The following is a 25,361-nucleotide window of genomic DNA, read 5'->3' on the forward strand; positions in this document are numbered from 1 at the left end:
GCGGCCGCTGTCCACCGCCCGCTCCCGGAGCCCCCATGCCCGTTGAAGCCCAGCCGGTAGCCGCCGTCGTCGACACGACCGGTGCGCCCGGCTATCTCTCCATTCGTGATTTGCGCAAGGAATTCGACGGTTTCGTCGCCGTCGACGACGTCAATCTGGACGTGCGCAAGGGCGAGATCTTTGCCCTGCTCGGAGGCTCCGGCAGCGGCAAATCGACCCTGCTGCGCTGCCTGGGCGGCTTCGAGACGCCCACCAAGGGCAGCATCACCGTCGATGGCCAGCGCCTGGACGCGCTGCCGCCGTACCAGCGGCCGGTCAACATGATGTTCCAGTCCTATGCCCTGTTCCCGCACATGACGGTCGAACAGAACATTGCCTTCGGCCTGAAGCAGGATGGCCTGGGCAAGGACGCGATCAGCAAGCGCGTCGGCGAGATGCTCGACCTGGTGCAGATGGGCCACCTGGGCAAGCGCAAGCCGCACCAGCTGTCGGGTGGCCAGCAGCAGCGCGTGGCGCTGGCGCGGTCGCTGGCCAAGGGGCCGAAGTTGCTGTTGCTGGACGAGCCGATGGGCGCACTGGACAAGAAGCTGCGCTCGCAGATGCAGCTGGAACTGGTCAGCATCATCGAGTCGTCGGGCGTGACCTGCGTGATGGTCACCCACGACCAGGAAGAAGCGATGACCATGGCTACCCGCATCGCGGTGATGGATGCCGGCTGGATCCAGCAGATCGGCAAGCCGGACGAGGTCTACGAGCAGCCGGCCAACCGCTTCGTCGCCGAGTTCATCGGTTCGGTCAACCTGTTTGACGGGGTGATCGACGAGGACCTGCCCGAGTACGTGACCGTGCGCTCGCCGCTGTTCCCGGCACCGATCTACATCGCCCATGGCATCACCTGTTACGAAGGGCAGCCGGTCGCATTCGCGCTGCGCCCGGAAAAGGTGATGATCGGCAAGGACGAGCCGGAAGGGCACACCAACAAAGCGCAGGGCGTGATCGAGGACATCGCCTATTTCGGCAGCCATTCGGTCTACCACGTGCGGCTGCCCAGCGGCGCCAAGGTGCTGGCCAACTTCGCCAACTCGCAGCGCTGGGCCAGCGACGGCCTGACCTGGGGTGACAGCGTATGGGTGCACTGGCGCGACAACGACGGCGTGGTGCTGACCTCATGAGCGTCGCCGGCCTGAAGCGCTGGCTGCCGGGGCTGCGTGCCACGGTGATCGGCATTCCGTACCTGTGGCTGCTGCTGTTCTTCGCAGTGCCGTTCCTGATCGTGCTGATGATCAGCTTCTCGCTCAGCCGGGTCGGCTCGCCGCCGTATACCTGGCTGCTGCAGTACGCCGACGGCGGCTTCTCGCTGAAGCTGAACCTGGAGAACTACCTGGCGCTGTTCCGCGATTCGATCTATGCGCAGGCGTTCCTGAGCTCGATCAAGATCGCGGCGATCTCCACCTTCTTCACCCTGCTGATCGGCTATCCGATGGCCTATGCCATCGCGCGCCTGTCGCCGGCCGCACGCAACGTGGCGATGATGCTGGTGGTGCTGCCGTCGTGGACCTCGTTCCTGATCCGCGTGTATGCGTGGAAGGCAATCCTGGACCGCAATGGCCTGCTCGACCAGTTCCTGCAGTTCACCGGCCTGCAGACGCTGATGACGTCGATGGGGCTGCCGAAACTGCAGCTGATCGATACGCCGACCGCCGCCTATATCGGCATCGTCTACTGCTACCTGCCGTTCATGGTGCTGCCGCTGTACGCCAACCTGGTCAAGCATGACCACCGCCTGCTGGAAGCGGCCTACGACCTCGGCGCCAAGCCGTGGCAGGCGTTCCTGCGCATCACGTTGCCGCTGTCGAAGGCCGGCATCATTGCCGGCTGCATGCTGGTGATGATCCCGGCCGTGGGTGAATTCGTGATCCCGGAAATGCTCGGTGGTTCGGAGACGCTGATGGTCGGCCGCCAGCTGTGGAACGAGTTCTTCAACAACCGCAACTGGCCGGGCGCTTCGGCGATGGCGGTGGCGATGATCCTGTTGCTGCTGGTGCCGATCCTGCTGTTCAACCGTTCCCAGCAGCGCCTGCTGGAAGGGAAGCAGGCATGAGCCCGCGTACCGCCAAGGGCCTGGGGCTGGGCGTGCTGCTGCTCGGCTTCGCCTTCCTGTACCTGCCGATCCTGTTGTTGATGTTCTACTCGTTCAACAGCTCGCGGCTGGCGATGGTCTGGGCCGGGTTCTCCACCCGCGCCTACAGCGACCTGTTCGCCGACCGCGCGCTGATGGACGCGATGTGGACCAGCCTGGTGGTGGCGTTCTGGACCGCCTGTACCGCCACCGTGCTGGGTACGCTGGCGGCGATGGTGATGACCCGCTTCAAGCGATTCCGTGGCAAGCCACTGTTCGGCGCGCTGGTGACCGCGCCGCTGGTGATGCCGGACGTGATCCTGGGCTTCTCGCTGATGGCGCTGCTGGCATCGATGGGCGCGATTCCCGGCTTCCCGGCGCGTGGCCTGGCCACCATCTGGATCGCGCACGTGACCTTCACCCTCTGCTTCGTCACCGTGGTGGTGTCCTCGCGCCTGCAGGAAATGGACCTGTCGCTGGAAGAAGCGGCGATGGACCTGGGCGCCAGCCGGTTGACCGTGTTCACCCGCATCACCCTGCCCATCATCGCGCCGGCGCTGGTGGCGGGTTGGCTGCTGGCCTTCACCCTGTCGCTGGATGACGTGGTGGTGGCCAGCTTCGTGGCCACGCCGGGCTCGACCACGCTGCCGATGAAGGTGTTCGCTTCGGTGCGCATGGGCATCAGTCCGAAGATCAACGCGTTGGCCACATTGCTGGTGTCGGCGGTGTCGATCGCTGCGGTGATCGGCTGGTACATCAACGCCCGCGCCGAGAAGCGGCGCCAGCGCGACCTGCAGCTGGCGCGGCAGGACAACGGCTGAGTACACGGCCTGTCGACAGCGCCGGCAACACCCGGCTCACGGACAGCGGCGCACAATGGGGGTCTTCCAGATGGAGATCCCCCATGACCGTCGAGATCATCGACCCGGCCACCGGCCAGGTGACCTACCGCCATGAACTGATGGGCGCTGCTGACATCGAGCAGCGCCTGCAGGCCGCCGCCGATGCCTTCCCCGGCTGGGCCGATCGCTCGCTGCAGGATCGCGGCGCCGTCCTTCGCCAGATCGCCGCGCAGCTGCGCACGCGTCGCGACGACCTGCAGCAGGCGATGACCCATGAGATGGGCAAGCTCAAGGCCGAGGCGCTGGCCGAGGTCGACAAGTGCGCTGCCGCCTGCGAGTACTACGCCGACCACGCGGCCGACTATCTCAAGCCGCAGCTGATCGATACCGAAGCCCAGCGCAGCTACGTGCGTTACGAGCCGATCGGCTGCGTGTTCGCGGTGATGCCATGGAATTTCCCGGTCTGGCAGGTGTTCCGTTTCCTGGCCCCGGCGTTCATGGCTGGCAACGTGGTCCTGCTCAAGCACGCCAGCAACGTGCCGCAGTGCGCCGACCTGATCCTGACGGTGTGTCGTGACGGAGGCCTGCCTGAGGGCGTGTTCGACGTGCTGCACATCGACAACGACCAGGCTGCCGAGGTGCTGCGCGACGCACGGGTGAAGGCGGTGACGCTGACCGGCAGCGAACGGGCAGGGCGCTCGATCGCGTCCACTGCAGGCAGCCAGCTGAAGAAGTCGGTGATGGAGCTGGGTGGCAGCGATGCCTTCGTGGTACTCGACGATGCCGACCTCGACAAGGCCGTGGCGGCGGCGGTGAAGTCGCGTTTCGACAACAGCGGGCAGACCTGCATTGCGGCCAAGCGCTTCATCGTGGTCGATGCGGTGGCCGATGACTTCACCCGACGCTTCGTTGAAGCCGCGGGCCAGCGCCAGTATGGCGATCCCAGTGAGCGTGGCACCACGCTGGCGCCGATGGCCCGTGCCGATCTGCGCGACGAACTGCACAAGCAGGTGCAGGCCAGCGTCGCCAAGGGCGCGCGCGTTCTGGTCGGCGGCGAGCCCATTGCCGGCACCCATGCGGGCTATCCGGCGACCGTGCTCGATCAGGTCGGCCCAGGCATGCCTGCCTACGACGAGGAGCTGTTCGGGCCGGTGGCTGCGGTGATCCGGGTCAAGGATGAGGCCGAGGCGCTGCGCGTGGCCAACGACACCCGCTTCGGCCTGGGCGGCAGCGTGTGGACGCGCGACCCGGTGCGCGGCGAAGCCTTCGCGCAGCGCATGGAATGCGGCGCCGCGTTCGTCAACGCCATCGTCAAGAGCGACGCTCGGCTGCCGTTCGGTGGCAGCAAGCAGTCCGGCTTCGGCCGGGAGCTGGCCGACCACGGCATCCACGAGTTCATGAACATCAAGACCGTCTACGTGGCTTGATGCCGAAGGGTAGTGCCGGCCACTGGGCGGCATTGCCCTGGTTGCCGGCCAGCGGCCGGCACTACCAGAAGCGGGGCATGTGCCACGACCAACGGTCGCGGCCTACCGGATTGCTGGGTATCGACACCCCCGTGCATGGTGGGTATCGACCGTTGGTCGATACGCGCTACAACCACTTCGCGCGCTTGAACAACCGGTACAGGCCCACGCACACACCGCCCACGCCGACAATCATCAGCGGATACGACCACGGCTGGCTCAGCTCGGGCATGTGGCTGAAGTTCATGCCGTACCAGCTGGTGATCAGCGTCGGCGCTGCCAGCAGTGCGGCCCATGCACCCAGGCGCTTGACCGTCTCGCCCTGCGCCAGCGTCACCAGCGACAGGTTCACGCTCAGTGCGGTGCCCAGCATCTCGCGCAGGGTGTCGATCACATCGCTGATGCGTACCGCGTGGTCATGCACGTCGCGCACGTAGAGCTTCACTTCATCGGGAATCAGGTCACCCTGGTAGCGGCGCAGCTGCGCCAGCACATCCTGCAGCGGTGCCACCGCCATCCGCATCTTGTTCAGTTCGCGCTTGAGCTCGTAAAGCCGTACCACCGTGCTGCGCTTGTAGCTGTCGGCAAAGATGTCCTTTTCCAGCAGGTCCAGGGTGTCGCGGAAGCGGTGCACGATCGGCAGGTAGTTGTCGACCACGAAGTCGGTCACCGCGTACAGGCAGTACGACGGGCCCATCTTCAGCAGCTGCGGTTCACGCTCGACCCGTGCACGCACCGGGGCGTAGGACAGCGAGGCGCCGTGGCGCACCGTCACCAGGAAACGCGGGCCGAGGAAGGCGTGGGTTTCGCCGTACTGGATGCGTTCGTCCACCATCTGCGCGGTGGTCACCACCACGAACAGCGAATTGCCGTAGGTCTCGACCTTGGGCCGCTGGTGCGCATTGCGCGCGTCCTCGATGGCCAGGTCGTGCAGGCAGAACTCTTCCTGCAGTTTCAGCAGCACATCGTCGTTGGGGTCGTACAGGCCGACCCAGACGAAGCCGTTGCCACTGGCAATGACATCGCTGATGGCATCCAGGCTGATGTCGTGGCGTTTGCCGTCGTCATCGTAGTGGACGCAGTTGATGACGCAGGCGGGGTTGGCCGAGGCAGGGGCGGAAGCGGAGGCGGGCAATGACATGCCCGCCATCGTGCGTCAGTGCCGTGTTTCGGACAAGTGAGGACGGCGCCCCAGTACCCATGCCAGCGCGACGTGGACGGGCAGCAGAAGCACGATCCACTGCACGTTGTACTGCGCCTGCAGGCTCAGCCAGTGCAGCACCAGCGCCGCCACGGCCTGCACCGCCAGCAGCCACAGCACGACCCTGAACATGCGGCCCGGCGCGCGCCGGCGCAGCAGCGCGATCGCGCCTGGCAGCAACAGCACGGCCAGTGGCGAAAGCAGCAGCAGGTTGCGGTTGGCCCAGGCGGCGTAGTGGGTGCTGAAGCCCCACAGGAACACCAGCAGGCTGCCGGCGATGGCACACAGCAGCCAGAACGGCAGGGCCAGCCCGGCAAGCAGGCGCGGCCGGCTGCGCAGCGCCAGTATGCCGGCGGCGATCACCAGGCCACACAGCAGCCACGGCCACCAGCGGCGCGCGAACTCCTTCGGCTCCGGGTCGATGCGGTGCGGCAGCAGTTCCTGTTCGGACTGCACCAGCGGCCGGCCGTCGCTGTTGCGCGCCTGGCGCAGCGCGTCGGCCAGGCGCATCGGCACGAAGGCTTCCTGCCAGCGCGACAGCGGCTGGTCGGCGAACGGCCCGAGGCCGACATCGAAGCCCAGCCACATCCACGGTGCCGGCGAGGCCAGGCGCACCGACTCGCTGCGATAGGTGTTGCCGCGCGAACGCCCCGACAGCTGCGACTGCAGGCCGCCATCCAGCGCCTTGTCCACCGTGTCGCGCACCATCGTGGCGCAATTGGCGGTGTAGTAGTCGTAGTGGTAGCGCGCGTTTTCCGGCTTGGCGCGCTCGGCCAGGTCAGCGGCCAGGGCGCGTGCCTGGTCGGGGCGCAGGTCCAGCCACTGCACGCTGGCGCCGCGGCCGGTCTCGTCGTAGTACGACAGGTCCTGCTGCAGCGGCAGCGCCACCAAGTAATACATCATGTCGCCGCGCACGAAGCGGCTGATGAAATCGTCCTCGGACGGATCGAAGTAGCCGAAGTTGTACGAGGTCGCTTCGCCGCTGAGCGGATCGATCACGACGATGGCGTCGTGGCCGAAGCGCTCGAAGAACACCGTGCCCGGCTGCATGGTCACCACCCCGATGCGCGGGGCGGGAGCCTCGGCGCTGGTGGCGGGTGCAGCAGGTTCGGGTGCCGCCGGCTGCGCGAAGGCGGCCAGCGGCAGGGCCGTGGCCAGCACGCACAGTGCCAGCCACAGCCTCAGGCGCAGTGCCAGGAGGGCGCCGCGCTTCAAGCGTCGTCCTGCGCGTCCGGCGGCAGCACGGTCACGTGGAAGGCCTGGACCCGGCGCGCATCGGCGCGGGCCACGCGGAACATGAAGCGGTCCAGCGCCAGCTCGTCACCGACTTCCGGCAGGTGGCCCACGGCCTCGGTGACCAGGCCACCGATGGTGTCGTAGTCCTCGTCGGAGAAGGTAGCGCCGAAGCGTTCGTTGAAGTCGCCGATCGGGGTCAGCGCGTCGACCACGTACTGGCCGTCGGACTGGATGGCGATCTGCGCCGACGGATCCTCGGCCTCGTCATGCTCGTCGTCGATCTCGCCGACGATCTGTTCCAGCACGTCCTCGATGGTGACCAGGCCGGCGACACCGCCGTACTCGTCGACCACGATGGCCATGTGGTTGCGTGACAGGCGGAATTCCTTCAGCAGCACGTTGAGCTTCTTCGCCTCCGGGATCAGCACTGCCGGGCGCAGCAGCTCGCGCACGTTGGCCGGGCCGTTGTCGGCGACCACGCCGCGCAGCAGGTCCTTGGCCAGCAGGATGCCAAGGATGTCGTCCTTGTTCTCGCCGTGCACCGGGAAGCGCGAATGGCCGGATTCGACCACCTGCTTCATCAGTTCCAGGAAGGGCGCTTCGACCGGCAGCGAAACCATCTGCGAGCGCGAGATCATCACGTCGCCCACGGTCAACTCGGCCACCGAAATGGCGCCTTCCATCATCTTCAGGGTATCGGCGGCGATCAGGCCCTCTTCCTGCGCGGTGTGCAGGACAGCGACCAGCTCGTCGCGGGTATGGGGTTCGCCGGAGAAGGCGGAGGTCAGGCGTTCAAGCCAGCCGCGCTTCTTTTCACTGGGCTCCTGTGCGGAGCTACTACTGTCGTCTTCTGACATCTCTGGAAAAAGGGCACCCGGCAAGCCGGGCGTTGGCCCAAGTCTAGCAGGATGTGGCGGCCTGTCAGTGACCGTCGCTGCCCGGTCCGGTGATCGGCGGCGGGGCCAGTTCAGGCCGGGCGGGGGCTTCTTCCTCGGGCAGGTCCAGGCTGTAGGTGCAGCCGGCCAGGGTTTTGCCGGGATGGGAGGCCACGGTGGAGACGCTGAGGATGATCGACTCGATCCGGGCCTCGCCGGTCTTCGGATCGGTCACGTCGCGGCTGACCAGCTCGCGGCCGGCCATGAACTTGCCGTCCTGGTCGTAGCCGGTCTCCAGCCCCAGCTGCCTGGCCAGCGGCCGCGGATCGGCCTGGTCGAGGATCGCCATGACGCTGGACCCGGCCACGGCGACCCGTTCGGTGCGGGCGCCGAACACGCTGATCGGCTGGGCCAGCCGGTACTCGCTCATGAACTGGTTGCCCTGCGGCAGCGGCTGCAGGCCGTGGGCGACGGCTTTCAGCGGATCAGCCAGCAGGGGCGCCAACGCGGCCTGCTCGGCCACGCCCTGGCGGCATTCAATCAGGGCCGGCAGGTCCAGGGCAGCGGCCGGGGCGGACACGGCGAGCAGCAGGGGCAGGGCAATACGCAGCACGGGCACGGGATCCGCAACGGAAGGCAGGCCGGTGATCGTACCGGTCCCGGCCAGCCATCGCGAGCGCCCCAAGGCAATCAAGGCGGATGCCTGCGCGTGGTCGCTGGGTACCAGCGCAGCCTGACCGGGTAGCCCAGTTGCACTTGCAAGTGGTCGCGCACGGCCGCCGCCGTCGCGCGGTTGGCTGGGGTATCCCGCAGCTCAACCTCCAGTTCCCCGGTCGTGACATCCAGGCTATAGCCGAACAGGTCGGGCAGCTGGGCCAGCAGCCAGTCCCGCTGTGCGTGCAGGCGGCGCTGCATCTCCGCTTCGGTCATCGCGGCGCCGGTGATGTAGCGCACGCGTTGCGGGCCATCCGCCCCTGGATGTGTCTCATCGGCCGCGGGTGCTGGGCCAGTCAGTCGAACGACGACGTTCCAACCTGCCGCGTTGTCCACCCAGATTCCGGCGAGGCGTGCCGCGTGGCGCGCTTTCAAACGTTCCATCAATGCGTGCTGCTGCGCCTCGGCGACCGCCTGACGCGCCGTCTGTTGGCTGACGTCAAAGAACGCCTGCACCTCGGCGACCTTGGCGGCAATGTCGGCGGCGCTGTCGCTGGCCGGGAACGGCGACGGTCGTTCCCGGCCGGGGTCGATGCCCGGGGCAGTGGTCACCTGCAGAAGAGCGGCGATGAGTGCGGGCAGCAGCGCGATGGGCGCGTCCTCCGTGAAGATCCCGGTGTGCGTGGGCCTCAGCGCTCGCCGGCGTAGGGGTCGGCGATGCCGAGCTCGGCCAGGATCTCGCGCTCCAGCTGTTCCATGGCGTCGGCTTCCTTGTCGTCCTCGTGGTCCCAGCCGAGCAGGTGCAGCACGCCGTGCACGGTCAGGTGTGCGTAGTGGGCGTTGAGCGCCTTGCCCTGTTCATCGGCCTCGCGGGCCACCACCGGTGCGCAGATCACCAGGTCGCCCAGCAGCGGAAACTTCACGCCCTTGGGCAGCCCTTCGGGCACTTCGGCCGGGAAGCTGAGCACGTTGGTCGCGTAATCCTTGCCGCGATAATGGCGGTTCAGTGACTGCCCTTCCTTGGCATCGACCACGCGGATGGCCAGGTCGGCTTCGCGGATGCGGCCTTTCAGCGCAGCAGCCACCCACTTGCGGAAGCTGACCGCCGCCGGCAGACCGGTGCGCGGCAGGGCATAACTGACGGCGACGTCCAGTCGCACGGGACCACGGGTCATGGAGTTGCTCCAGGTTGGATCTGATGCAGGTCACGGCGATCGTAGGCGCTGACGATGCGCGCCACCAGCGGGTGGCGGACCACGTCGCGCGACTCGAAGAAGGTGAAGCTGACGCCCTCGACCTCGCGCAGCACGTCGATGGCATCGCGCAGGCCGGACTTCACGTGCTTGGGGAGATCGGTCTGGGTCAGGTCGCCGGTGACCACGGCGGTGGAACCGTAGCCGAGGCGGGTCAGGAACATCTTCATCTGCTCGATGGTGGTGTTCTGTGCTTCGTCCAGGATCACGAAGGCATCGTTGAGCGTGCGGCCACGCATGTAGGCCAGCGGCGCGATTTCGATGACGTTCTTTTCCAGCAGCTTGACCACCTTCTCCACGCCCATCATCTCGTAGAGGGCGTCGTACAGCGGTCGCAGGTAGGGGTCGACCTTCTGGCTCAGGTCACCGGGCAGGAAGCCCAGCTTCTCGCCGGCCTCCACCGCCGGGCGCACCAGGATCAGGCGCTGCACCCGTGATTCGTTCAGCGCTTCGACCGCGCTGGCCACGGCAAGGAAGGTCTTGCCGGTGCCGGCCGGGCCGATGCCGAAGTTGATGTCATGCGTGGCGATCTGGTGCAGGTAGCGGCCCTGGTTGGCACCGCGACCGCGCACCGTGCCGCGCTTGACCTTGATCGCCACCTCCTGCGCTTCGTAGGAGCGTTCGGCGATCTGCTCGACGTTGGCCTGCGCCAGGCGCAGGTGGATGGCGTGGTTGTCGAAGGTGGTTTCGCCGGCTTCGGCGTACAGCGCTTCAACCAGCTTCTGCGCCTCGACGATGGCTTCGTTGGGCCCGCTGATGCGGAACACGAAACCGCGGTTGGCGATCTCCACGCCGAGCTTCAGCTCGATCTGGCGCAGGTGCCCATCGAAGGGGCCGCACAGGTTGGCCAGCCGCTCGGTGTCTTCCGGCGACAGGGTGAAGTCTCGATGTTCGATGCTTTTCATTGCCTTGGGTGGGGCGGAAGCCTTCCACCGCAGTGTATTCAGGGAGGACAAGGGTAGCGCGCGCAGCGGGCGCGCGGCCAGCACGGGGTCGATACATGCTTTTCCACACCCGGTGTGGACGGGGGCTGCGGAAACCTGTGGATAGACCTCTACAGTGCTTGTGCCACAAGCGTCATGAGGGGGTGGTGAAAAAATCGTCACGGACCCGGGCGTGCCGGCACCCGCAGGACGGGCGGACCGGGAGGGAGGGCACGTCGCAGCGCGTGCCGAGAACTTCCCGGGCGCGCCGGCGTTCTTCGTGATCGCAGCGCAGGTTCCGCTGCCAGGCGAGCAACAGGATCCCGTGTTGCCGGTTTTCCACACCGGTTGTGGAATGATGCCGAATCAACCTGTGGATAGGTGGCGAGGAGCCTTGCAGCCAAAGGCTCGCCAACGCGTGGTGAAAAAACCGTCAGGGCTGATCGGAATCATTGAGGGTGCACGGGGCGGATGGCACCGTGGCGCCGTCGCAGGAGGGGATGGCATGGGCATCGGCAATGGGATGCGTGGAATCGGATTGGTGGGTATCGGCCTGCTGGCCGGGTGTGGGCAGGCGCCGCCTGCAGCGCTCGGCACGCTGGAGTGGGACCGGATCACGGTGCCGGCGCCGGCGGCCGAAGTGATCGCCACGGTGGAGGTACGCGAGGGGCAGCAGGTCAAGGCCGGAGCAGTGCTGATGCAGCTCGACCCCGCCCGCGGCGACGCGCAGTTCGCCGCGGCGCAGGCCGACACGGTGCGCGCGCAGGCCCAGTTGGAAGAACTGAAGATCGGCCCGCGCCAGGAACAGATCGCGCAGGCCCAGGCGCAGCTGGCCGCGTTGCGCGCGCAGTCTGCTGAAGCCACGGCCTACTACCGTCGGGTGCAACCGCTGGCACGCCAGCGCCTGATCGCCGCCGCCGAGCTGGACCGTGCACGGGCGGCTGCCGGCAGTGCCGAGGCCAGCGTGCGGGCCGCCGAGCAGGCCTGGCTGGAACTGGTGCACGGCAGCCGCGCGCAGGACATCGCCCAGGGCCAGGCGGCCGCCGATGCCGCGCAGGCGCAGCAGGTGGTGCAGGGCGTCAACCTGCAGAAGCTGCAGCTGCGCGCGCCGCGCGATGGTGTTGTCGATGCCCTGCCTTACCGGCAGGGTGACCAGGCGCCGATCGGGGCGCCACTGGCGGTGATGCTGGTCGGCGAGCGCCCCTATGCACGCGTCTACCTGCCGCAGCCGCTGCGCCTGCAGGTCAAGGTCGGGCAGGCTGCGCAGGTGCAGCTGGAAGACGGCAGCACCGTGCTGAAGGGGCACGTGCGCTCAATCCGCAGCGAGCCCTCGTTCACCCCGTACTACGCACTGACCGGTGATGACGTCGAGCGCCTGAGCTATCTGGCCGAGATCGAAGTGGACACGGCCACCGACATGCAGAAGCTTCCGGCCGGACTGCCGGTGCAGGTGCGCTTCTGAACACCGGCGACGACATCGCGGTGCATGCGCAGGGCTTGACCCGCCGCTTCGGCGATCTTCTGGCCGTGGACAATGTCGACCTGACTGTGCCGCGCGGGCAGGTGTACGGCTTCCTGGGGCCGAATGGATCCGGAAAGTCGACCACCATCCGCATGCTGTGCGGCCTGCTGGAACCGAGCGCTGGGCAGATCCAGGTGCTGGGGCTGGCGGTTCCCGAGCAGGCCGAAGCACTGCGCCGGCGCATCGGCTACATGACCCAGCGCTTCTCGTTGTATGAGGACCTGTCGGTGCGCGAGAACCTGGAATTCCTCGCCGCCATCCAGGATCTGCCACGCGCGCAGGCCCGGCAGCGGGTCGACGAGCTGCTGCAGCAGTACCGTCTGCTGGACCGGCAGCCGCAGCTGGCCGGAACCCTCAGCGGTGGCCAGAAGCAGCGCCTCGCCCTGGCCGGCGCCGTCGTGCACGCGCCCGAGCTGCTGTTCCTGGACGAGCCGACCAGCGCGGTCGATCCGGAATCGCGCCGTGATTTCTGGGAAGCCCTGTTTGAACTTGCCGACGCCGGTACCACCGTGCTGGTGTCGACCCACTACATGGACGAGGCCGAGCGCTGCCACCGGCTGGCAATCCTGGACCGTGGTGCGCTGGTCGCCGATGGCACGCCGGCTGAGCTGTGCGCACGGCTGGACGGCCGCACGTTGCAGGTCACGTCGTCGCAGCCGCGGCAGGCCAGCCGCGCACTGTCTGAGCTGCCCGGTGTGCTGAGCGTGGCGCAGATCGGCACCCAGCTGCGCGTGCTGTGCAATGAGGGCGCAGCGGACGTCGCAGTGCTGGCCCGTGCACTTGCCAACGCTGACCCGCAGGCCCGCATCCAGACGGTGGCGCCGAACCTGGAAGATGTGTTCGTGGCCGCCACCCGTGGGCGCGGCCGGGAGCCGGCGGCATGAACCTGCGCCGGCTGTGGGCGATCATGCTCAAGGAGCTGCGGCAGCTGCGCCGCGACCGCATCACGCTGGCGATGATCGTTGGCATTCCGGTGATGCAGCTGTTGCTGTTCGGCTATGCGATCAACCTCAACCTGCGTCATCTCGATGCGGGTGTCGCCGATCAGGCCAACAGCGCCGCTTCGCGCGCGCTGGTGCAGGACATGGTGGCCACCGGCGTGATCACGCCGCGCAGCGAAGCCTACACGCCTGCCCAGCTGATGCAGGCGCTGCGCCGTGGCGAGATCAGTGTCGGCATCGTGGTGCCGGCCGACTTCGAGCGTCGCCGCTTCGATGGACGCGAGGCGGTGCAGGTGCTGGTCGATGGCAGCGACACCGTGGTGCAGAGCGCGGCGATCCAGCTGGCGCAGGTGCCGCTGGACACGCGCCCGACCAGCAACACCCGTCCCCTGCGCGAAGGCAGCATCGCCAGTGGTCCGGTCAGCGTGACCAGCTTCTACAACCCGCAGCGGCGCTCGGCGGTGAACATCGTACCGGGCCTGATCGGGGTGATCCTGACCATGACCCTGGTGATGTTCACGGCGGTAGCGGTGGTGCGCGAACGCGAGCGCGGCAACATGGAACTGCTGATCGCCACGCCGGTGTCGCGCAGCGAGCTGATGGTCGGCAAGGTGCTGCCCTATGCGGCCATCGGCCTGCTGCAGACCACGCTGGTGCTGGTGCTGGGCACCTGGCTGTTCCAGGTACCCATTCGCGGCAGCCTGCTGGACATCTATCTGGCCGCGGTGCTGCTGGTGCTGGCCAACCTGGCGCTGGGCCTGCTGATCTCCACGCGTGCGCGCTCGCAGTTCCAGGCGATGCAGATGACGCTGTTCCTGTTCCTGCCGTCGATCCTGCTTTCGGGCTTCATGTTCCCGTTCGCAGGCATGCCGCGGCCGGTGCAGTGGCTGGCCGAGGTGCTGCCGCTGACCCACTTCCTGCGGCTGGTGCGCGGCATCATGCTGCGCGGCGCCTCATTGTGGGAGCTGTGGCACGACGCGCTGGCGCTGCTGGCCTTCATCGTGGTGATGATGACCCTGGCGATCCTGCGCTTCCGCAAGCGCCTGGATTGAAGGCAGGGGGTCGGATCCCCGCAGGGGCTCCGACCCCAATTTATCGGGCCGGCGGGTCGGAGCCCCTTTGGGGCTCCGACCCGAAGATTCATTCCGCCACCACCCGCGCGCGCAGCGAATTGGTCAGCGCTTCGGTGATCACCACATCCACGAACTGGCCGATCAGGCGCGCCGGCGCCGGGAAGTTCACCGAACGCATGTTCTCGGTCTTGCCGGTCAGCTCGTTCGGGTTCTTGCGCGAGGGCCCTTCCACCAGCACGGTCTGCACGGTGCCGACCATCTTCTCGGAAATGCCGGCGGCATGCGCATTGATGCGCTCCTGCAGGCGCGACAGGCGCGCGTGCTTCTCGGCATCGCTGATCGTGTCCTCCAGGTCCGCGGCCGGCGTGCCGGGGCGGCGTGAATAGATGAAGGAGAAGCTGTGGTCGAAGCCGATGTCCTCGATCAGCTTCATGGTCTTCTCGAAATCGGCGTCGGTCTCGCCGGGGAAGCCGACGATGAAGTCCGAGCTGATCGAGATGTCCGGGCGCACCGCCCGCAGCTTGCGGATCTTCGACTTGAACTCCAGCGCGGTGTAGCCGCGTTTCATCGCCGACAGCACGCGGTCGCTGCCGGCCTGTACCGGCAGGTGCAGGAAGTTGGCCAGCTGTGGCACGTCACGGAACGCATCGATCAGCGAATCGCTGAACTCCAGCGGATGCGAGGTGGTGAAGCGGATGCGGCCGACGCCATCGATCTCGGCGATGGTGCGGATCAGCAGGCCGAGGTCGGCGAACTCGCCGTCACCGTACGGCCCGCGATAGGCGTTGACGTTCTGCCCGAGCAGGTTGATCTCGCGCACGCCCTTTGCGGCCAGCTGCGCCACCTCCACCACCACGTCCTCGAACGGGCGGCTGACTTCGGTGCCGCGGGTGTAGGGCACCACGCAGAACGAACAGTACTTGGAACAGCCTTCCATGATCGACACGAATGCCGAGGGTCCTTCGGCGCGCGGCTCGGGCAGGCGATCGAATTTCTCGATCTCGGGGAAGCTGATGTCGACCTGCGGGCGCTTCTGTTCGCGGCGTGCGCGGATCAGCTCCGGCAGCCGGTGCAGGGTCTGCGGGCCGAACACCAGGTCGACGAACGGCGCACGCTTGATGATCGCTTCGCCTTCCTGCGAGGCGACGCAGCCGCCGACGCCGATGATGACTTCGCGGCCCTTGTTCTTCAGGCCCTTCCACACGCCCAGCTGGCTGAACACCTTCTCCTGCGCCTTCTCGCGGATGGAGCAGGTGTTGATCAGGATGACGTCGGCGTCGTCCGGGCTGTCGGTCAGTTCCAGGCCATCGCTGGCGGCAAGCACGTCGGCCATCTTGGCCGAGTCGTACTCGTTCATCTGGCAACCGTGGGTCTTGATGTACAGCTTGCCTTTCACCTGGTCGGGCTTGCGCGGACCAGCGGGCAGGGCAACGAGCGGGGTACCGCCCGGTGTGGTGGGCGGAAAGACGTCTGGCGTCCCGGTCATGGCGCTTAATCCATTCGGGTGGCGGGAAAGCGGGCAATTCTACCCGCATCCCACGCCAGCCGCCGCGCCCGTGCAACCGAGCCCATGCCCAGCGTGGCCATCACTGTAGAGCCGAGCCCGTGCTCGGCTGCCTTTGCAAGGCGGAGGAGCAGCCGAGCGTGGGCTCGGCTCTACAAGGGGCCGCTGCTTACGCCGCCAGCTCCGCATCGATCTGCCGCGAACGGTCGAAGGCGGTCATCGCGCTCATCCGTGCGATGTAATCGGCCGTGGCCGGCGCGGGCTGCACCAGGCCGAAGGCCGTGGTCCAGGCCAGCGCATTGCCCCACAGCACGTCGGCGGCGCTCATCGTCTCGCCAAGCAGGTAGGGGCCCTGCGCCAGCTGGGCCTCGATCACCTGCAGCACGGTCTCGGCGTCGTTGTACGGCGACATCAGGCGCGGCGGCGGCTCGCGGTGCATCGCCTTGTCGATCATCGCCGGCTCGAAACAGGCGCCATAGAAGGCCATCCAGCGCAGGTAGGGCCCGCGCAGGGCGTCGCCGATCGGCGGTGCCAGGCCGGCCTCCGGATACAGGTCGGCCAGGTACAGATAGATCGCCACCTGCTCGGTCACCAGCGCACCGTTGTGGACGATCGCCGGCACCTTGCCCATCGGGTTGATGGCCAGGTAGGCCGGGGCCAGGTTGGCGCCCGCCTTCAGGTCCAGCACCTGCATGCGGTAGTCGGCACCCAGTGCTTCGAGCAGGGCCACGGCGCCGCTCGAGCGCGAACGGGCGGCGTGGTACAGGGTGATCTGGCGTGAATTCATCGCATTGCTCCTTGCGGTGGGTGGTGAACTGGAGGCCATCCTGGGGCACTATTGCGGACGACTTCTGTCCTCGATCCTTCATGCGCCACACCGCCCATCGATTGCTGCGCCTGATCGCCCTGCTGCAGGCCCGTCGCCAGTGGTCCGGGGCCGAGCTCGCCGAGCGCATGGGCGTGGACCGGCGCAGCATCCGCCGTGACGTCGAGCGCCTGCGCGAGCTGGGTTATCCGGTCCGGGCCTCGTCCGGGGGTGGCGGCGGCTACCAGCTGGGGGCAGGGGCGCCGGTGCTGCCGATGCTGCTGGACGAGGAGGAGGCGACCACCCTGGCCATCGCCCTGCGCGCGGCCTCGGCGACCGTCGCCGGCATCGACGACACCGCGCGCGGCCTGTTGTCCAAGCTCGATCCGCTGGTGCCGACCCGTCGCCGCCAGCAGGCCGGCGAGGTGCATGCCGCCACCGCCACCCTGTCCGACCTTCCGTCCACCGACGCACGCCTGCTCGGGCAGCTGGCCCAGCACTGCCGGCAGGCGTCACGGCTGGCCTTCGAATACCGCAGTGCCCAGGAAGCGGTGACCCAGCGCGAGGTCGAGGCGCAGCACCTGGTCAACTACGGGCGGCGCTGGTACCTGCTGGCCTGGGACCTGGGCCGGCAGGACTGGCGCACCCTGCGCGTGGACCGGATGGGTGCGGTGCGCGAATGCGCCGAGCCGGGCATGCACCGCCGTACGCCCGCACCGCCGGATGTGATGGTGCGGCAGGCGGTCAGCCAGGCCCCGTTCGCCCTGCAGGCCATCGTCCGCCTGGCCGGCAGCCGCGCCGAGCTGGAAGGCCGCATCCCGCCCTGGTGTGGTGTGCTGGAGGACGATGGGCCCGACCATTGCCTGCTGCGCATGGGCGCCGAGAGCCGCGGCATGATGCTGGCGCAGATCCTCAGCCTGGACCGGGTGCCGGTGGCGGTGTGGACCACGCCGCCGGGCCTGCGCGATGAACTGGCACAGCGCCTGGCCGGATTGGGGCAGGTGCTGGCTGTGCCGCCCGTCACAGGCTGAGCCGCGTCGCTTGGCAAGCCCCGTCGAAGCTGGGACACTCGCCGGCATGAAGGGGATACTGGGGACAACGGCGATCATCATCGCTGCGCTGACCGCTGCGCCGGCCAGCGCGGGCACCCTGTTCAAGTGCCAGGGCGCCGACGGGGTCACCAGCTATGTCAGCAAGCGTCTGACCGGGGCCCGCTGCAGCGCCATCAGCTACAGCCGCGACCTCCGCCCGGCACCGCGCCCGGTGGTGGCCGCGCCGAAGCCGGCGCCGACCACCGTGGCCAGCATCGAGCGCAACCCGGTGGCGGTGGCGGCCAGCGCTGCGGCACCGGCGGCTGCGCCAGCCGCCGTGCCCGCGCCCCCGGTCGCCTCGCGCAGCGGGCGCATGGTCAGCGGCCAGGTCTATTCCTTCATGAAGGACGGCGTGCGCCACTACACCAGTGCGCGCCCGACCCAGGTCGCCAACCTCGGCCCGGTGCGCACCATCCGCTACAGTTTCATGGAGCGCTGCTACGCCTGTGGCGTCAACCCGCGCGTGGACTTCGGTTCGGTGCGGTTGAACACCACCGCGTTCCAGACCGAGATCAGCTCGGCCGCGCGCGAGTTCGGCGTCGACGAAGCCGTGGTGCGCGCCATCATCCACGCCGAGTCGGCCTACAACCCGACCGCGCTCAGCCGCGCCGGCGCGCAGGGCCTGATGCAGCTGATGCCGCCAACCGCGGCCCGTTTCGGAGTCAGCGATTCCTACGATGCCGGGCAGAACATCCGCGGTGGCGTGCAGTATCTTGCGTGGTTGTTGAAGCGTTTCAATGGCGACCTGACCCTGGCCGCGGCTGGCTACAACGCGGGCGAAGGCGCGGTTGACCGCCACGGTGGCGTGCCGCCCTACAGCGAGACCCAGTACTACGTGCGCCGGGTCGGGCAGCTGGCCGAGCGTTACCGCACCGCATTGACGCACCAGTAGTGCCGGCCGCTGGCCGGCAACCTTGGGCAATGGCCGGTACCGACCGGCCACTGGCTGGCAGCCCCGTAATCAATGTTGTTGCAATGCGTTGTGTGGCGCTCGACGGTTCCGCTACACTCGCCCATGATTCAATGCGGCTCTGGCCCCCACCGGATCCGCTGGCAGCCTTAAAGCTACCTAATCAATATCGGAGTGCCGGATGGCCAACGATGGGGTACACGATCCAGTCAACACCGGACGTCGGCGTTTTCTTTCTGCCACCACAGCCGTGGTGGGCGCCGTCGGCGTCGGATTCACCGCTGTTCCTTTCATCAAATCCTGGAACCCCAGTGCCCGTGCCAAGCTTGCCGGCGCACCGGTGGTGGCCGACATCAGCGCCCTGCAGGAAGGCCAACGCCTGATCGTGGAATGGCGTGGCCAGCCGATCTGGATCGTCAAGCGGTCCAAGGCGATCCTCGATGCACTGCACGGGCTCGATGGCCGCCTCAAGGACCCCGAGTCCGGCGAGAAGGACCAGCAGCCGGACTACGTGCTGAAGCAGAACCCCGAGCTGCGCTCGATCAAGCCGGACATTTCCGTGCTGGTCGGCCTGTGCACGCACCTGGGCTGTTCGCCGGAAATGGTCGCCGAGATCCGGCCTGAACCCTATGACCCGCAGTGGAAGGGCGGCTACTTCTGCCCCTGCCACAAGTCGCGCTTCGACATGTCCGGCCGCGTCTTCAAGGACGTGCCGGCGCCGATCAACCTGAAGGTGCCCGCGCACCATTACCAGGACGACAACACCATCATCATCGGTGTCGATCCGCAGGGGGCAGCCTGATGGCCAATATCCTCGCTCGTACCGCCAGCGGCGTGGCCGACTGGGTCAATGCCCGCGCGCCGGGCCTGATGCCGGTCTACCGCAAGCATGTCACCGAGTACTACGCGCCGAAGAACTTCAACATCTGGTACTACTTCGGTTCGCTGGCGCTGCTGGTGCTGGTCAACCAGATCGTCACCGGCATCTTCCTGACGATGCACTACAAGACCAACGCCGCCGAGGCGTTCGGCTCCATCGAATACATCATGCGTGATGTGGAGTGGGGCTGGCTGATCCGCTACATGCACTCCACCGGGGCCTCGCTGTTCTTCATCGTGGTCTACCTGCACATGTTCCGCGGCCTGCTGTACGGCAGTTACCAGAAGCCGCGCGAGCTGGTGTGGATCCTGGGCATGCTGATCTACCTGGTGCTGATGGCCGAAGCCTTCATGGGCTACGTGCTGCCGTGGGGGCAGATGTCGTTCTGGGGCGCCAAGGTGATCATTTCGCTGTTCGGCGCGATACCGGTGATCGGCAACGGCCTGACCGAATGGATCATGGGCGACTACCTGCCCAGTGACGCCACGCTCAACCGCTTCTTCGCGCTGCACGTCATCGCACTGCCGCTGGTGCTGCTGTTGCTGGTGGTGCTGCACCTGGGCGCGCTGCACGAGGTGGGGTCGAACAACCCCGATGGCGTGGAGATCAAGAAGGGGCCCAAGGGCAACCGCTGGTCGCCGAACGCCCCGGCCGACGGCATTCCGTTCCATCCGTACTACACGCTCAAGGATGGCGTCGGTGCCGGCTTCCTGCTGATCATCGCCGCCTTCATCATCTTCTTCGCCCCCGGTTTCGGCGGCCTGTTCCTGGAGCACGACAACTTCACCGAAGCCAACCGCCTGGTGACCCCGGAACACATCAAGCCGGTCTGGTACTACACGCCGTACTACGCGATGTTGCGCGTGGTGCCGAACAAGCTGGGCGGCGTGCTGGTGATGTTCTCGGCCATCGCGATCCTGTTCCTGGTGCCGTGGCTGGACAAGGCGAAGGTGAAATCGGTGCGCTACCGCGGCTGGATCTCGAAGGTGATGCTGGGCGTGCTGGCGGTGTGCTTCGTGTGGCTGGGCGTGATTGGTTCCGGCCCGGGCACCGATGTGCACGAGACCTACATCGGGCGGGTGTTGACCTTCCTGTACTTCGCGTTCTTCATCACCATGCCGCTATGGACAAGGTTGGACAGGACCAAGCCGGTACCGGAGAGGGTGACCACGCATGACTGAGCGCTGGATGGTCCGGCTGGCCCTGGCGGCCACCCTGATGCTGGGCAGTTTCCTGGCCTCCGCCGCCGAAGGCGGCACCCCGCTGCTGCAGGCCGGCAACGACCTCGGTGACCGCGCCTCGCTGCAGCGCGGCGCGCAGCTGTACATGAACTACTGCTCCGGCTGCCACGCATTGAAGTACCTGCGCTATTCGCGGATGGCGCAGGACCTCGGCCTGACCGAGGAAGAGGTGATGAACAACCTCAACTTCACCGGCTCGGCGATCGGCGACCCGATCCCGGTGGCGATGCCCAAGGAGAACGCGGAGAAGTGGTTCGGCAAGATGCCGCCCGATCTCAGCCTGATCTCGCGCGTGCGGGGCAGTGACTGGGTCTACACCTATCTCAAGTCGTTCTATCTGGACAGCAGCCGCCCGCTGGGCTGGAACAACGCGCTGTTCGCCAATGCCTCCATGCCCAACCCGCTGTGGGAGATGCAGGGCCTGCAGCATGCGGTGCACGGCAAGGCGGAAGCGCCCGGCATGGACCCGCCGGTGACCGGCCTGAAAATCGAAACGCCCGGGTCGGTCGATGCCGGCCAGTACGATCAGGCCGTTCGGGACATCACCAACTTCCTCGAATACGCCGGTGAACCGGCCGCGCTCAAGCGGCAGCAGCTGGGCGTATGGGTGATCCTGTTCCTGGCCCTGCTGACTTTCCTGCTGTACCTGCTGAAGAAGGAATACTGGAAGGACGTCCACTGATTCTGCCGCCGGCCATCGCCCGGGCCTATTGGCTTTTGTGATGGTCGGTTGCACACTCGGGGTGGAGTCGACCGCTGGCACGGTGCCGGCGGCGCCGATGCGGCAGGCGGTCTCCTGTCGTGGGAGAGCCTTTGATGGCGGCGAGCGTACGCATGCGCAATACACTGACGCTGTTTTCCTCGAACGACGACGTACTGTGCCACCGGGTACGCCTGGTGCTGGCGGCCAAGGGGGTCACCTTCGACTTTGTCCCGGTCGATCCGCAGAACCCGCCTGAAGACCTGATCGATCTCAATCCGTACCACTCGGTGCCGACCCTGGTCGAGCGCGAGCTGGTGCTGTACGCCGCGTCGGTGGTCAGCGAATACCTGGACGAACGCTACCCGCATCCTCCGCTGATGCCGGTCGATCCGCTCTCGCGTGCGCGTATCCGCCTGGCCATGCTGCGCATCGAGCACGACTGGGTACCGCAGGTGCAGGCCATCCAGCTGGGCAACAAGACCCAGGCCGAGGCCGGCCGCAAGCGCCTGAAGGAACTGCTGACCGCCTCGCTGCCGCTGTTCAAGGCCAGCAAGTTCTTCCTCAATCCGGAAATGAGCCTGGCCGACTGTGCAATGGCACCGATCATCTGGCGCCTGCAGTCGCTGGACGTGCCGCTGCCGAAGGACGGCAAGGCGATCGAGGACTATGGCAACCGCATCTTCCGTCACCCGGGTTTCGTCCGCAGCCTGACCGACCAGGAAAAGAAGCTGCGCGATCTGCCGGTCTGATCCGACCTTGCGTAACCCGTCTGCACGCCGACCGGCGTGCAGGCGATCCGCCCCGGCGGGGCGCCGGGCGCGTACACTTCACGCATGACCGAAGACTTCTTCCACATGACCAGCCACCGCCCGTACCTGCTGCGGGCGCTGGTGGAATGGATCAACGACAACCAGCTGACCCCGCACATCCTGGTCGACGCCGGCGTCCCCGGCGTGCAGGTGCCGCCTTCGGCGGTCAAGGATGGCCGGGTCGTGCTCAACATCGCCGAACGCGCCGTCGTGCGGCTGATGATCGACAACGAAATGGTGAGCTTCTCGGCCCGCTTCTCCGGCACCAGCTACCCGGTGCAGGTACCGATCAGCGCCGTGCTGGCGGTCTATGCCCGCGAGACCGGGCAGGGCATGGCGCTGCCGGATGACATTCCGGGCAGCGAGACCGCGCCGACCAGTGACGAACTGCTGCACGAGGACGGCACGCCGCCGGACGATACGCCACCGGCCAGTCCGCCGCCCAAGGGCCGCCCGAACCTGCGCGTGGTCAAGTAACCATTCCGACGCCGCTCCGATGGGCGGCGTCTTCCTTTGCAGGTTTTACCGGTGGGTGCCGGAATTGTGTGGGTGCCGACCGTTGGTCGGCACCCCTTCAGTTCTTACACATCCTCGGCATCCTCCACATCCGGCCGGATCTGGCTGATCCGCGCGGCACCGGGGCCGGTGAACGAGATCAGCTGGTCGCCGCGCAGCACCATGCGGCCCACGTGGCGATCGATGCCATCGTAGGAATACTCGAACTTGAAGGTGCGCTCGAAACCGAGCCGTCCGTCCTCGCCACGCGACAGTCGCAGGCCGGTGGCATGTACCGCCTGATCCAGCCACTGCACGTCGGCAGCGCGGCAGGCATTGCGGCCCAGCTCGACCGCGCGCTCGGCGGCCGAACGCGCCGCATTCCAGAAGAAATAGATGATTCCGCCGGCAATCAGCAACAACAGCAGGGTGGGCATGGCGTCAGCCGTCAGAGGTCGATCCCGCAAAGATGGCGGCGAACGCGCGCTGGATCAAGCGCTGCACTCACCGCCGTGGCTGCGGTTCGCTGGACATCGGTGATGCGGGCACGTTAGACGGCGCCGTCGCCGGCACCGTCTGCATCGGCGCGGCGGAGGGCGAAGGCATCACCAATGGCGCGGTCGCCGTCAGCTGCAGCAGCGCTGCCCAGTCCTGGCGGTTGAAGCTGCATTCGTCCTCGCGGCCCGGCGTGCAGCTGGGCTCGATGCCGGTGCTGTTGCGTTCGCGCGCCGGCGGCAGCTTGATCAACCCGGTGCGGTCCAGCGGCAGCAGTCGCATCGCCACCGTGTTCATCACGTTGCCGCCCACCAGGTACAGGGTCTGGTCGCCCCCCAGGTTGGCGGCCACCACTACTTCGCAATGTGATTTCCAGTGGCCCACCGAACCGTTGCCCAGTGCCTGCACCAGCCCACTGTAGCTGAGCGTGGTGCTGCGATCGCGCAGGAAGCACAGCAGGTCGCCCGGTGCGGGCTTTGCGGTCGCGGGATCGACCAGCCGGTACGGCACGCCCGAGGGTCCGCCCTGGTACGCGGCACGGATGTAGTCGATGTGGCGTGGCGACGCGTTGAAGCCGGGGACGCCGGACTGCACCATCACCCAGGAAATGAACGCGGCCGACCACGGGTTGTCGATCAGGAAGGTGCGGCAGTCGCTGTCGGTGTAGCGCGTGCCCAGTGGTGCCAGACAGCTGCTGGCGCCGGCGATGCTGCCCATCGCGTTGAGCGTGCCGCTGTTGCGCCAGTAGCCGGCCACGCGCTGCCAGGCAATCAGCCCGTTGTCGGCCAGATGTTCGTTCTCGGCCTCGGTAACACTCAGGCTCGCCGCGCGGCCATCGCGATCGATGAAAGGCCGGAACCAGAGCCGGTGTTCATTGCAGGCAGTATTGCGGATGGCCACCGCCAATGGGCTCAGGCCGAAACGGGGCGGTACATCGCAGGCTTCGGCGGCCGCTGCGGACAGGGGGGCCGCGGCCAGCAGCAGACAGGCAGGCAAGAGCATCCGGCGCATGCGCGGCTCCTGTGGGGGATGCCGGCAGCGTCGCAGAGGCGGCCGTAGCCGAGCCGTGAAGGCGTCCCGGGTCGTGTAGAGCCGAGCCCATGCTCGGCTCATCGCGCGAAGCGCGCGCAGGGCGTGCCGCAAATCGACAAGCAGCCGAGCGTAGGCTCGGCTCTACAAGTCCTGCAGGCCTCAGCCCGGCGGTGGGCCGAGCTTCAACGACAGATCGATGGCCTGCACGTGCTTGGTCAGGCCGCCGATGGAGATGCAGTCGACGCCATCCTCGGCGATCGAGCGCAGGCCACCCAGGCCGACGCTGCCGGACACTTCCAGCGGAATGCGGCCGGCCGTGATGCGTACCGCCTCGCGGCGCAGGTCGGGGCTGAAGTCGTCCAGCAGGATGCGTTCGCAACCAGCGTCGAGCGCCTGGCGCAGCTGCGCCAGATCCTCGACCTCGACCACCAGCGGCAGCGCAGGCCACTGCCGGCGTGCGCCCGCCACGGCGTCGGCCAGTGAACCGGCAGCGCGGATGTGGTTTTCCTTCAGCATCACCGTGTCGTACAGGCCGAAACGATGGTTCTCGCCACCGCCGCAGCGCACCGCGTACTTCTGCGCCAGGCGCAGGCCGGGCAGGGTCTTGCGGGTGTCGAGGATGCGCGTGCCGGTACCGGCCACCGCCGCCACGTAGCGGGCGGTGGTGGTTGCCGTACCGGACAGCGTCTGCAGGAAGTTGAGCGAGGTGCGTTCGGCGCTGACCATGCTGCGGCTGCGCCCATGCAGCAGGGCCAGCACGGTGCCTGCGGTGACCGCGTCGCCGTCGGAAACCTGCCATTCGATGCGTACGTCCGGGTCGAGCGCGCGGTGGGTGGCGTCGAACCAGGGGCGGCCGGCGATCACCCCGTCCTGCTTGCACAGCAGGTAGGCGCTGTCGGCCTGGTCGGGCAGCAGGGCGGCGGTGACATCACCGCTGCCCAGGTCCTCGGCCAGTGCACGCGCGACATCGGCGGCGACAACGGCCGCATCCGGCGTCGGCAGCGTGCTCATGCGGTCGGGAAATCGGCGATCTGGGCGGTCGGGATGGCTTCCTCGGCCAGCAGCACCGGGATGCCGTCGTCGACGCGGAAGACCTGCTTGCGGTCGCGGGTGACCAGCGCTTCGCGCAGCGGCTGCGCCAGCGGGTTGCCATCGGCCTTGTTCACCGCGCCGGCGGAAATGGCCTTGTTGAGGGCTTCCAGGCCCTTGCCATCCAGCAGGGACAGGGGCTGGCGGGTGTCCGGCGACACCAGCAGGTCGAGCAGCTTGCGATCCATGGTTCTTCGTCTTG

27 protein-coding genes are annotated in these 25,361 nt (G+C 67.3%); 14 read left to right on the plus strand and 13 right to left on the minus strand.

Annotated elements, in window-relative coordinates:
• The first annotated feature begins 35 nt into the window (after positions 1 to 35).
• The 4 genes from AC5P8R_RS08170 (at position 36) to AC5P8R_RS08185 (ending at position 4,388) form a co-directional block, all read left to right on the plus strand.
• Complete coding sequence (locus AC5P8R_RS08170; RefSeq protein ID WP_495223244.1) at positions 36 to 1,172, plus strand: ABC transporter ATP-binding protein; 1,137 nt, start codon at positions 36 to 38, stop codon at positions 1,170 to 1,172.
• The gene (locus tag AC5P8R_RS08175) at positions 1,169 to 2,101 is read left to right on the plus strand and encodes an ABC transporter permease subunit (protein WP_014646567.1); all 933 of its coding nucleotides are present in this window, start codon (positions 1,169 to 1,171) and stop codon (positions 2,099 to 2,101) included. The genes AC5P8R_RS08170 and AC5P8R_RS08175 overlap by 4 nt, the downstream gene beginning before the upstream one ends.
• On the plus strand, positions 2,098 to 2,940 hold the full coding sequence (locus AC5P8R_RS08180; RefSeq protein WP_005415928.1) for an ABC transporter permease subunit: 843 nt from the start codon (positions 2,098 to 2,100) through the stop codon (positions 2,938 to 2,940). The genes AC5P8R_RS08175 and AC5P8R_RS08180 overlap by 4 nt, the downstream gene beginning before the upstream one ends.
• Before the next feature lie 83 nt (positions 2,941 to 3,023).
• Positions 3,024 to 4,388: an NAD-dependent succinate-semialdehyde dehydrogenase gene (locus tag AC5P8R_RS08185; protein ID WP_495223245.1), complete on the plus strand. Its 1,365-nt coding sequence runs from the start codon at positions 3,024 to 3,026 to the stop codon at positions 4,386 to 4,388.
• Positions 4,389 to 4,554: 166 nt separating this feature from the next.
• Here the strand turns inward: AC5P8R_RS08185 and AC5P8R_RS08190 are convergent, their stop codons facing one another.
• The 7 genes from AC5P8R_RS08190 to AC5P8R_RS08220 all read right to left on the minus strand — a co-directional run bounded on the left by AC5P8R_RS08190 (position 4,555) and on the right by AC5P8R_RS08220 (position 10,551).
• Positions 4,555 to 5,577 carry a magnesium and cobalt transport protein CorA gene (locus AC5P8R_RS08190; protein WP_014646569.1) on the minus strand — a complete coding sequence of 341 codons (1,023 nt, stop codon included), beginning with the start codon at positions 5,575 to 5,577 and terminating at the stop codon, positions 4,555 to 4,557.
• 6 nt (positions 5,578 to 5,583) lie between these two features.
• Complete coding sequence (locus tag AC5P8R_RS08195; protein ID WP_014646570.1) at positions 5,584 to 6,843, minus strand: lipoprotein N-acyltransferase Lnb domain-containing protein; 1,260 nt, start codon at positions 6,841 to 6,843, stop codon at positions 5,584 to 5,586.
• Positions 6,840 to 7,721, minus strand: coding sequence for a CorC family transporter (locus AC5P8R_RS08200; RefSeq protein WP_014036584.1), 882 nt, complete (start codon positions 7,719 to 7,721; stop codon positions 6,840 to 6,842). The genes AC5P8R_RS08195 and AC5P8R_RS08200 overlap by 4 nt, the downstream gene beginning before the upstream one ends.
• Positions 7,722 to 7,785: 64 nt before the next feature.
• Positions 7,786 to 8,352 carry a hypothetical protein gene (locus AC5P8R_RS08205; protein WP_014646571.1) on the minus strand — a complete coding sequence of 189 codons (567 nt, stop codon included), beginning with the start codon at positions 8,350 to 8,352 and terminating at the stop codon, positions 7,786 to 7,788.
• Positions 8,353 to 8,429: 77 nt separating this feature from the next.
• On the minus strand, positions 8,430 to 9,005 hold the full coding sequence (locus AC5P8R_RS08210) for a hypothetical protein (protein WP_014646572.1): 576 nt from the start codon (positions 9,003 to 9,005) through the stop codon (positions 8,430 to 8,432).
• A 77-nt stretch (positions 9,006 to 9,082) separates the two neighbouring features.
• Entirely contained in the window at positions 9,083 to 9,568 is a 486-nt protein-coding gene (gene ybeY, locus AC5P8R_RS08215) for an rRNA maturation RNase YbeY (RefSeq protein WP_014036587.1), read from the minus strand.
• Positions 9,565 to 10,551 carry a PhoH family protein gene (locus tag AC5P8R_RS08220; protein ID WP_032960924.1) on the minus strand — a complete coding sequence of 329 codons (987 nt, stop codon included), beginning with the start codon at positions 10,549 to 10,551 and terminating at the stop codon, positions 9,565 to 9,567. Before AC5P8R_RS08220 ends, ybeY begins: the two co-directional genes overlap by 4 nt.
• Before the next feature lie 523 nt (positions 10,552 to 11,074).
• Between AC5P8R_RS08220 and AC5P8R_RS08225 the strand changes: the two genes are divergently transcribed.
• From AC5P8R_RS08225 to AC5P8R_RS08235, 3 genes are read left to right on the plus strand one after another with little or no spacing between them, the layout of a single operon-like run.
• Entirely contained in the window at positions 11,075 to 12,031 is a 957-nt protein-coding gene (locus AC5P8R_RS08225; protein WP_014646574.1) for an HlyD family secretion protein, read from the plus strand.
• A 20-nt stretch (positions 12,032 to 12,051) separates the two neighbouring features.
• Complete coding sequence (locus AC5P8R_RS08230) at positions 12,052 to 12,975, plus strand: ABC transporter ATP-binding protein (protein WP_014646575.1); 924 nt, start codon at positions 12,052 to 12,054, stop codon at positions 12,973 to 12,975.
• Entirely contained in the window at positions 12,972 to 14,084 is a 1,113-nt protein-coding gene (locus AC5P8R_RS08235; protein ID WP_032960915.1) for an ABC transporter permease, read from the plus strand. Before AC5P8R_RS08230 ends, AC5P8R_RS08235 begins: the two co-directional genes overlap by 4 nt.
• Before the next feature lie 88 nt (positions 14,085 to 14,172).
• Here AC5P8R_RS08235 and miaB read toward each other — a convergent pair whose 3' ends face one another.
• Positions 14,173 to 15,591 carry a tRNA (N6-isopentenyl adenosine(37)-C2)-methylthiotransferase MiaB gene (miaB, locus tag AC5P8R_RS08240; RefSeq protein ID WP_495223246.1) on the minus strand — a complete coding sequence of 473 codons (1,419 nt, stop codon included), beginning with the start codon at positions 15,589 to 15,591 and terminating at the stop codon, positions 14,173 to 14,175.
• 187 nt (positions 15,592 to 15,778) lie between these two features.
• Entirely contained in the window at positions 15,779 to 16,396 is a 618-nt protein-coding gene (locus tag AC5P8R_RS08245) for a glutathione S-transferase family protein (RefSeq protein WP_014646578.1), read from the minus strand.
• Between the two features lie 80 nt (positions 16,397 to 16,476).
• Between AC5P8R_RS08245 and AC5P8R_RS08250 the strand changes: the two genes are divergently transcribed.
• The 7 genes from AC5P8R_RS08250 (at position 16,477) to AC5P8R_RS08280 (ending at position 22,525) form a co-directional block, all read left to right on the plus strand.
• Positions 16,477 to 17,445 (plus strand): helix-turn-helix transcriptional regulator, encoded by a 969-nt coding sequence (locus tag AC5P8R_RS08250; RefSeq protein WP_495223247.1) that lies wholly within the window; start codon positions 16,477 to 16,479, stop codon positions 17,443 to 17,445.
• A gap of 46 nt (positions 17,446 to 17,491) precedes the next feature.
• Positions 17,492 to 18,397, plus strand: coding sequence for a lytic transglycosylase domain-containing protein (locus AC5P8R_RS08255; RefSeq protein ID WP_262087182.1), 906 nt, complete (start codon positions 17,492 to 17,494; stop codon positions 18,395 to 18,397).
• Positions 18,398 to 18,596: 199 nt separating this feature from the next.
• A complete protein-coding gene (petA, locus tag AC5P8R_RS08260) occupies positions 18,597 to 19,217 on the plus strand; it encodes a ubiquinol-cytochrome c reductase iron-sulfur subunit (RefSeq protein WP_004151998.1) in 621 nt (206 codons plus the stop codon).
• A complete protein-coding gene (locus AC5P8R_RS08265; protein ID WP_014646581.1) occupies positions 19,217 to 20,476 on the plus strand; it encodes a cytochrome b in 1,260 nt (419 codons plus the stop codon). The genes petA and AC5P8R_RS08265 overlap by 1 nt, the downstream gene beginning before the upstream one ends.
• A complete protein-coding gene (locus tag AC5P8R_RS08270) occupies positions 20,469 to 21,218 on the plus strand; it encodes a cytochrome c1 (protein WP_032960911.1) in 750 nt (249 codons plus the stop codon). The genes AC5P8R_RS08265 and AC5P8R_RS08270 overlap by 8 nt, the downstream gene beginning before the upstream one ends.
• 134 nt (positions 21,219 to 21,352) lie before the next feature.
• On the plus strand, positions 21,353 to 21,988 hold the full coding sequence (locus tag AC5P8R_RS08275; protein WP_005408842.1) for a glutathione S-transferase N-terminal domain-containing protein: 636 nt from the start codon (positions 21,353 to 21,355) through the stop codon (positions 21,986 to 21,988).
• Between the two features lie 84 nt (positions 21,989 to 22,072).
• Entirely contained in the window at positions 22,073 to 22,525 is a 453-nt protein-coding gene (locus AC5P8R_RS08280) for a ClpXP protease specificity-enhancing factor (RefSeq protein WP_014646584.1), read from the plus strand.
• Between the two features lie 104 nt (positions 22,526 to 22,629).
• Here the strand turns inward: AC5P8R_RS08280 and AC5P8R_RS08285 are convergent, their stop codons facing one another.
• From AC5P8R_RS08285 to AC5P8R_RS08300, 4 genes are all read right to left on the minus strand, one after another.
• Complete coding sequence (locus AC5P8R_RS08285; RefSeq protein WP_005415950.1) at positions 22,630 to 22,980, minus strand: DUF3301 domain-containing protein; 351 nt, start codon at positions 22,978 to 22,980, stop codon at positions 22,630 to 22,632.
• A 67-nt stretch (positions 22,981 to 23,047) separates the two neighbouring features.
• On the minus strand, positions 23,048 to 24,049 hold the full coding sequence (locus tag AC5P8R_RS08290; RefSeq protein WP_014646585.1) for a DUF2272 domain-containing protein: 1,002 nt from the start codon (positions 24,047 to 24,049) through the stop codon (positions 23,048 to 23,050).
• A 180-nt stretch (positions 24,050 to 24,229) separates the two neighbouring features.
• A complete protein-coding gene (nadC, locus tag AC5P8R_RS08295) occupies positions 24,230 to 25,081 on the minus strand; it encodes a carboxylating nicotinate-nucleotide diphosphorylase (RefSeq protein WP_495223249.1) in 852 nt (283 codons plus the stop codon).
• On the minus strand, positions 25,078 to 25,347 hold the full coding sequence (locus AC5P8R_RS08300) for a Trm112 family protein (protein ID WP_014036599.1): 270 nt from the start codon (positions 25,345 to 25,347) through the stop codon (positions 25,078 to 25,080). The genes nadC and AC5P8R_RS08300 overlap by 4 nt, the downstream gene beginning before the upstream one ends.
• Positions 25,348 to 25,361: the final 14 nt, after the last annotated feature.

This window comes from Stenotrophomonas sp. YJH_SMC_73 (genome assembly GCF_059370155.1).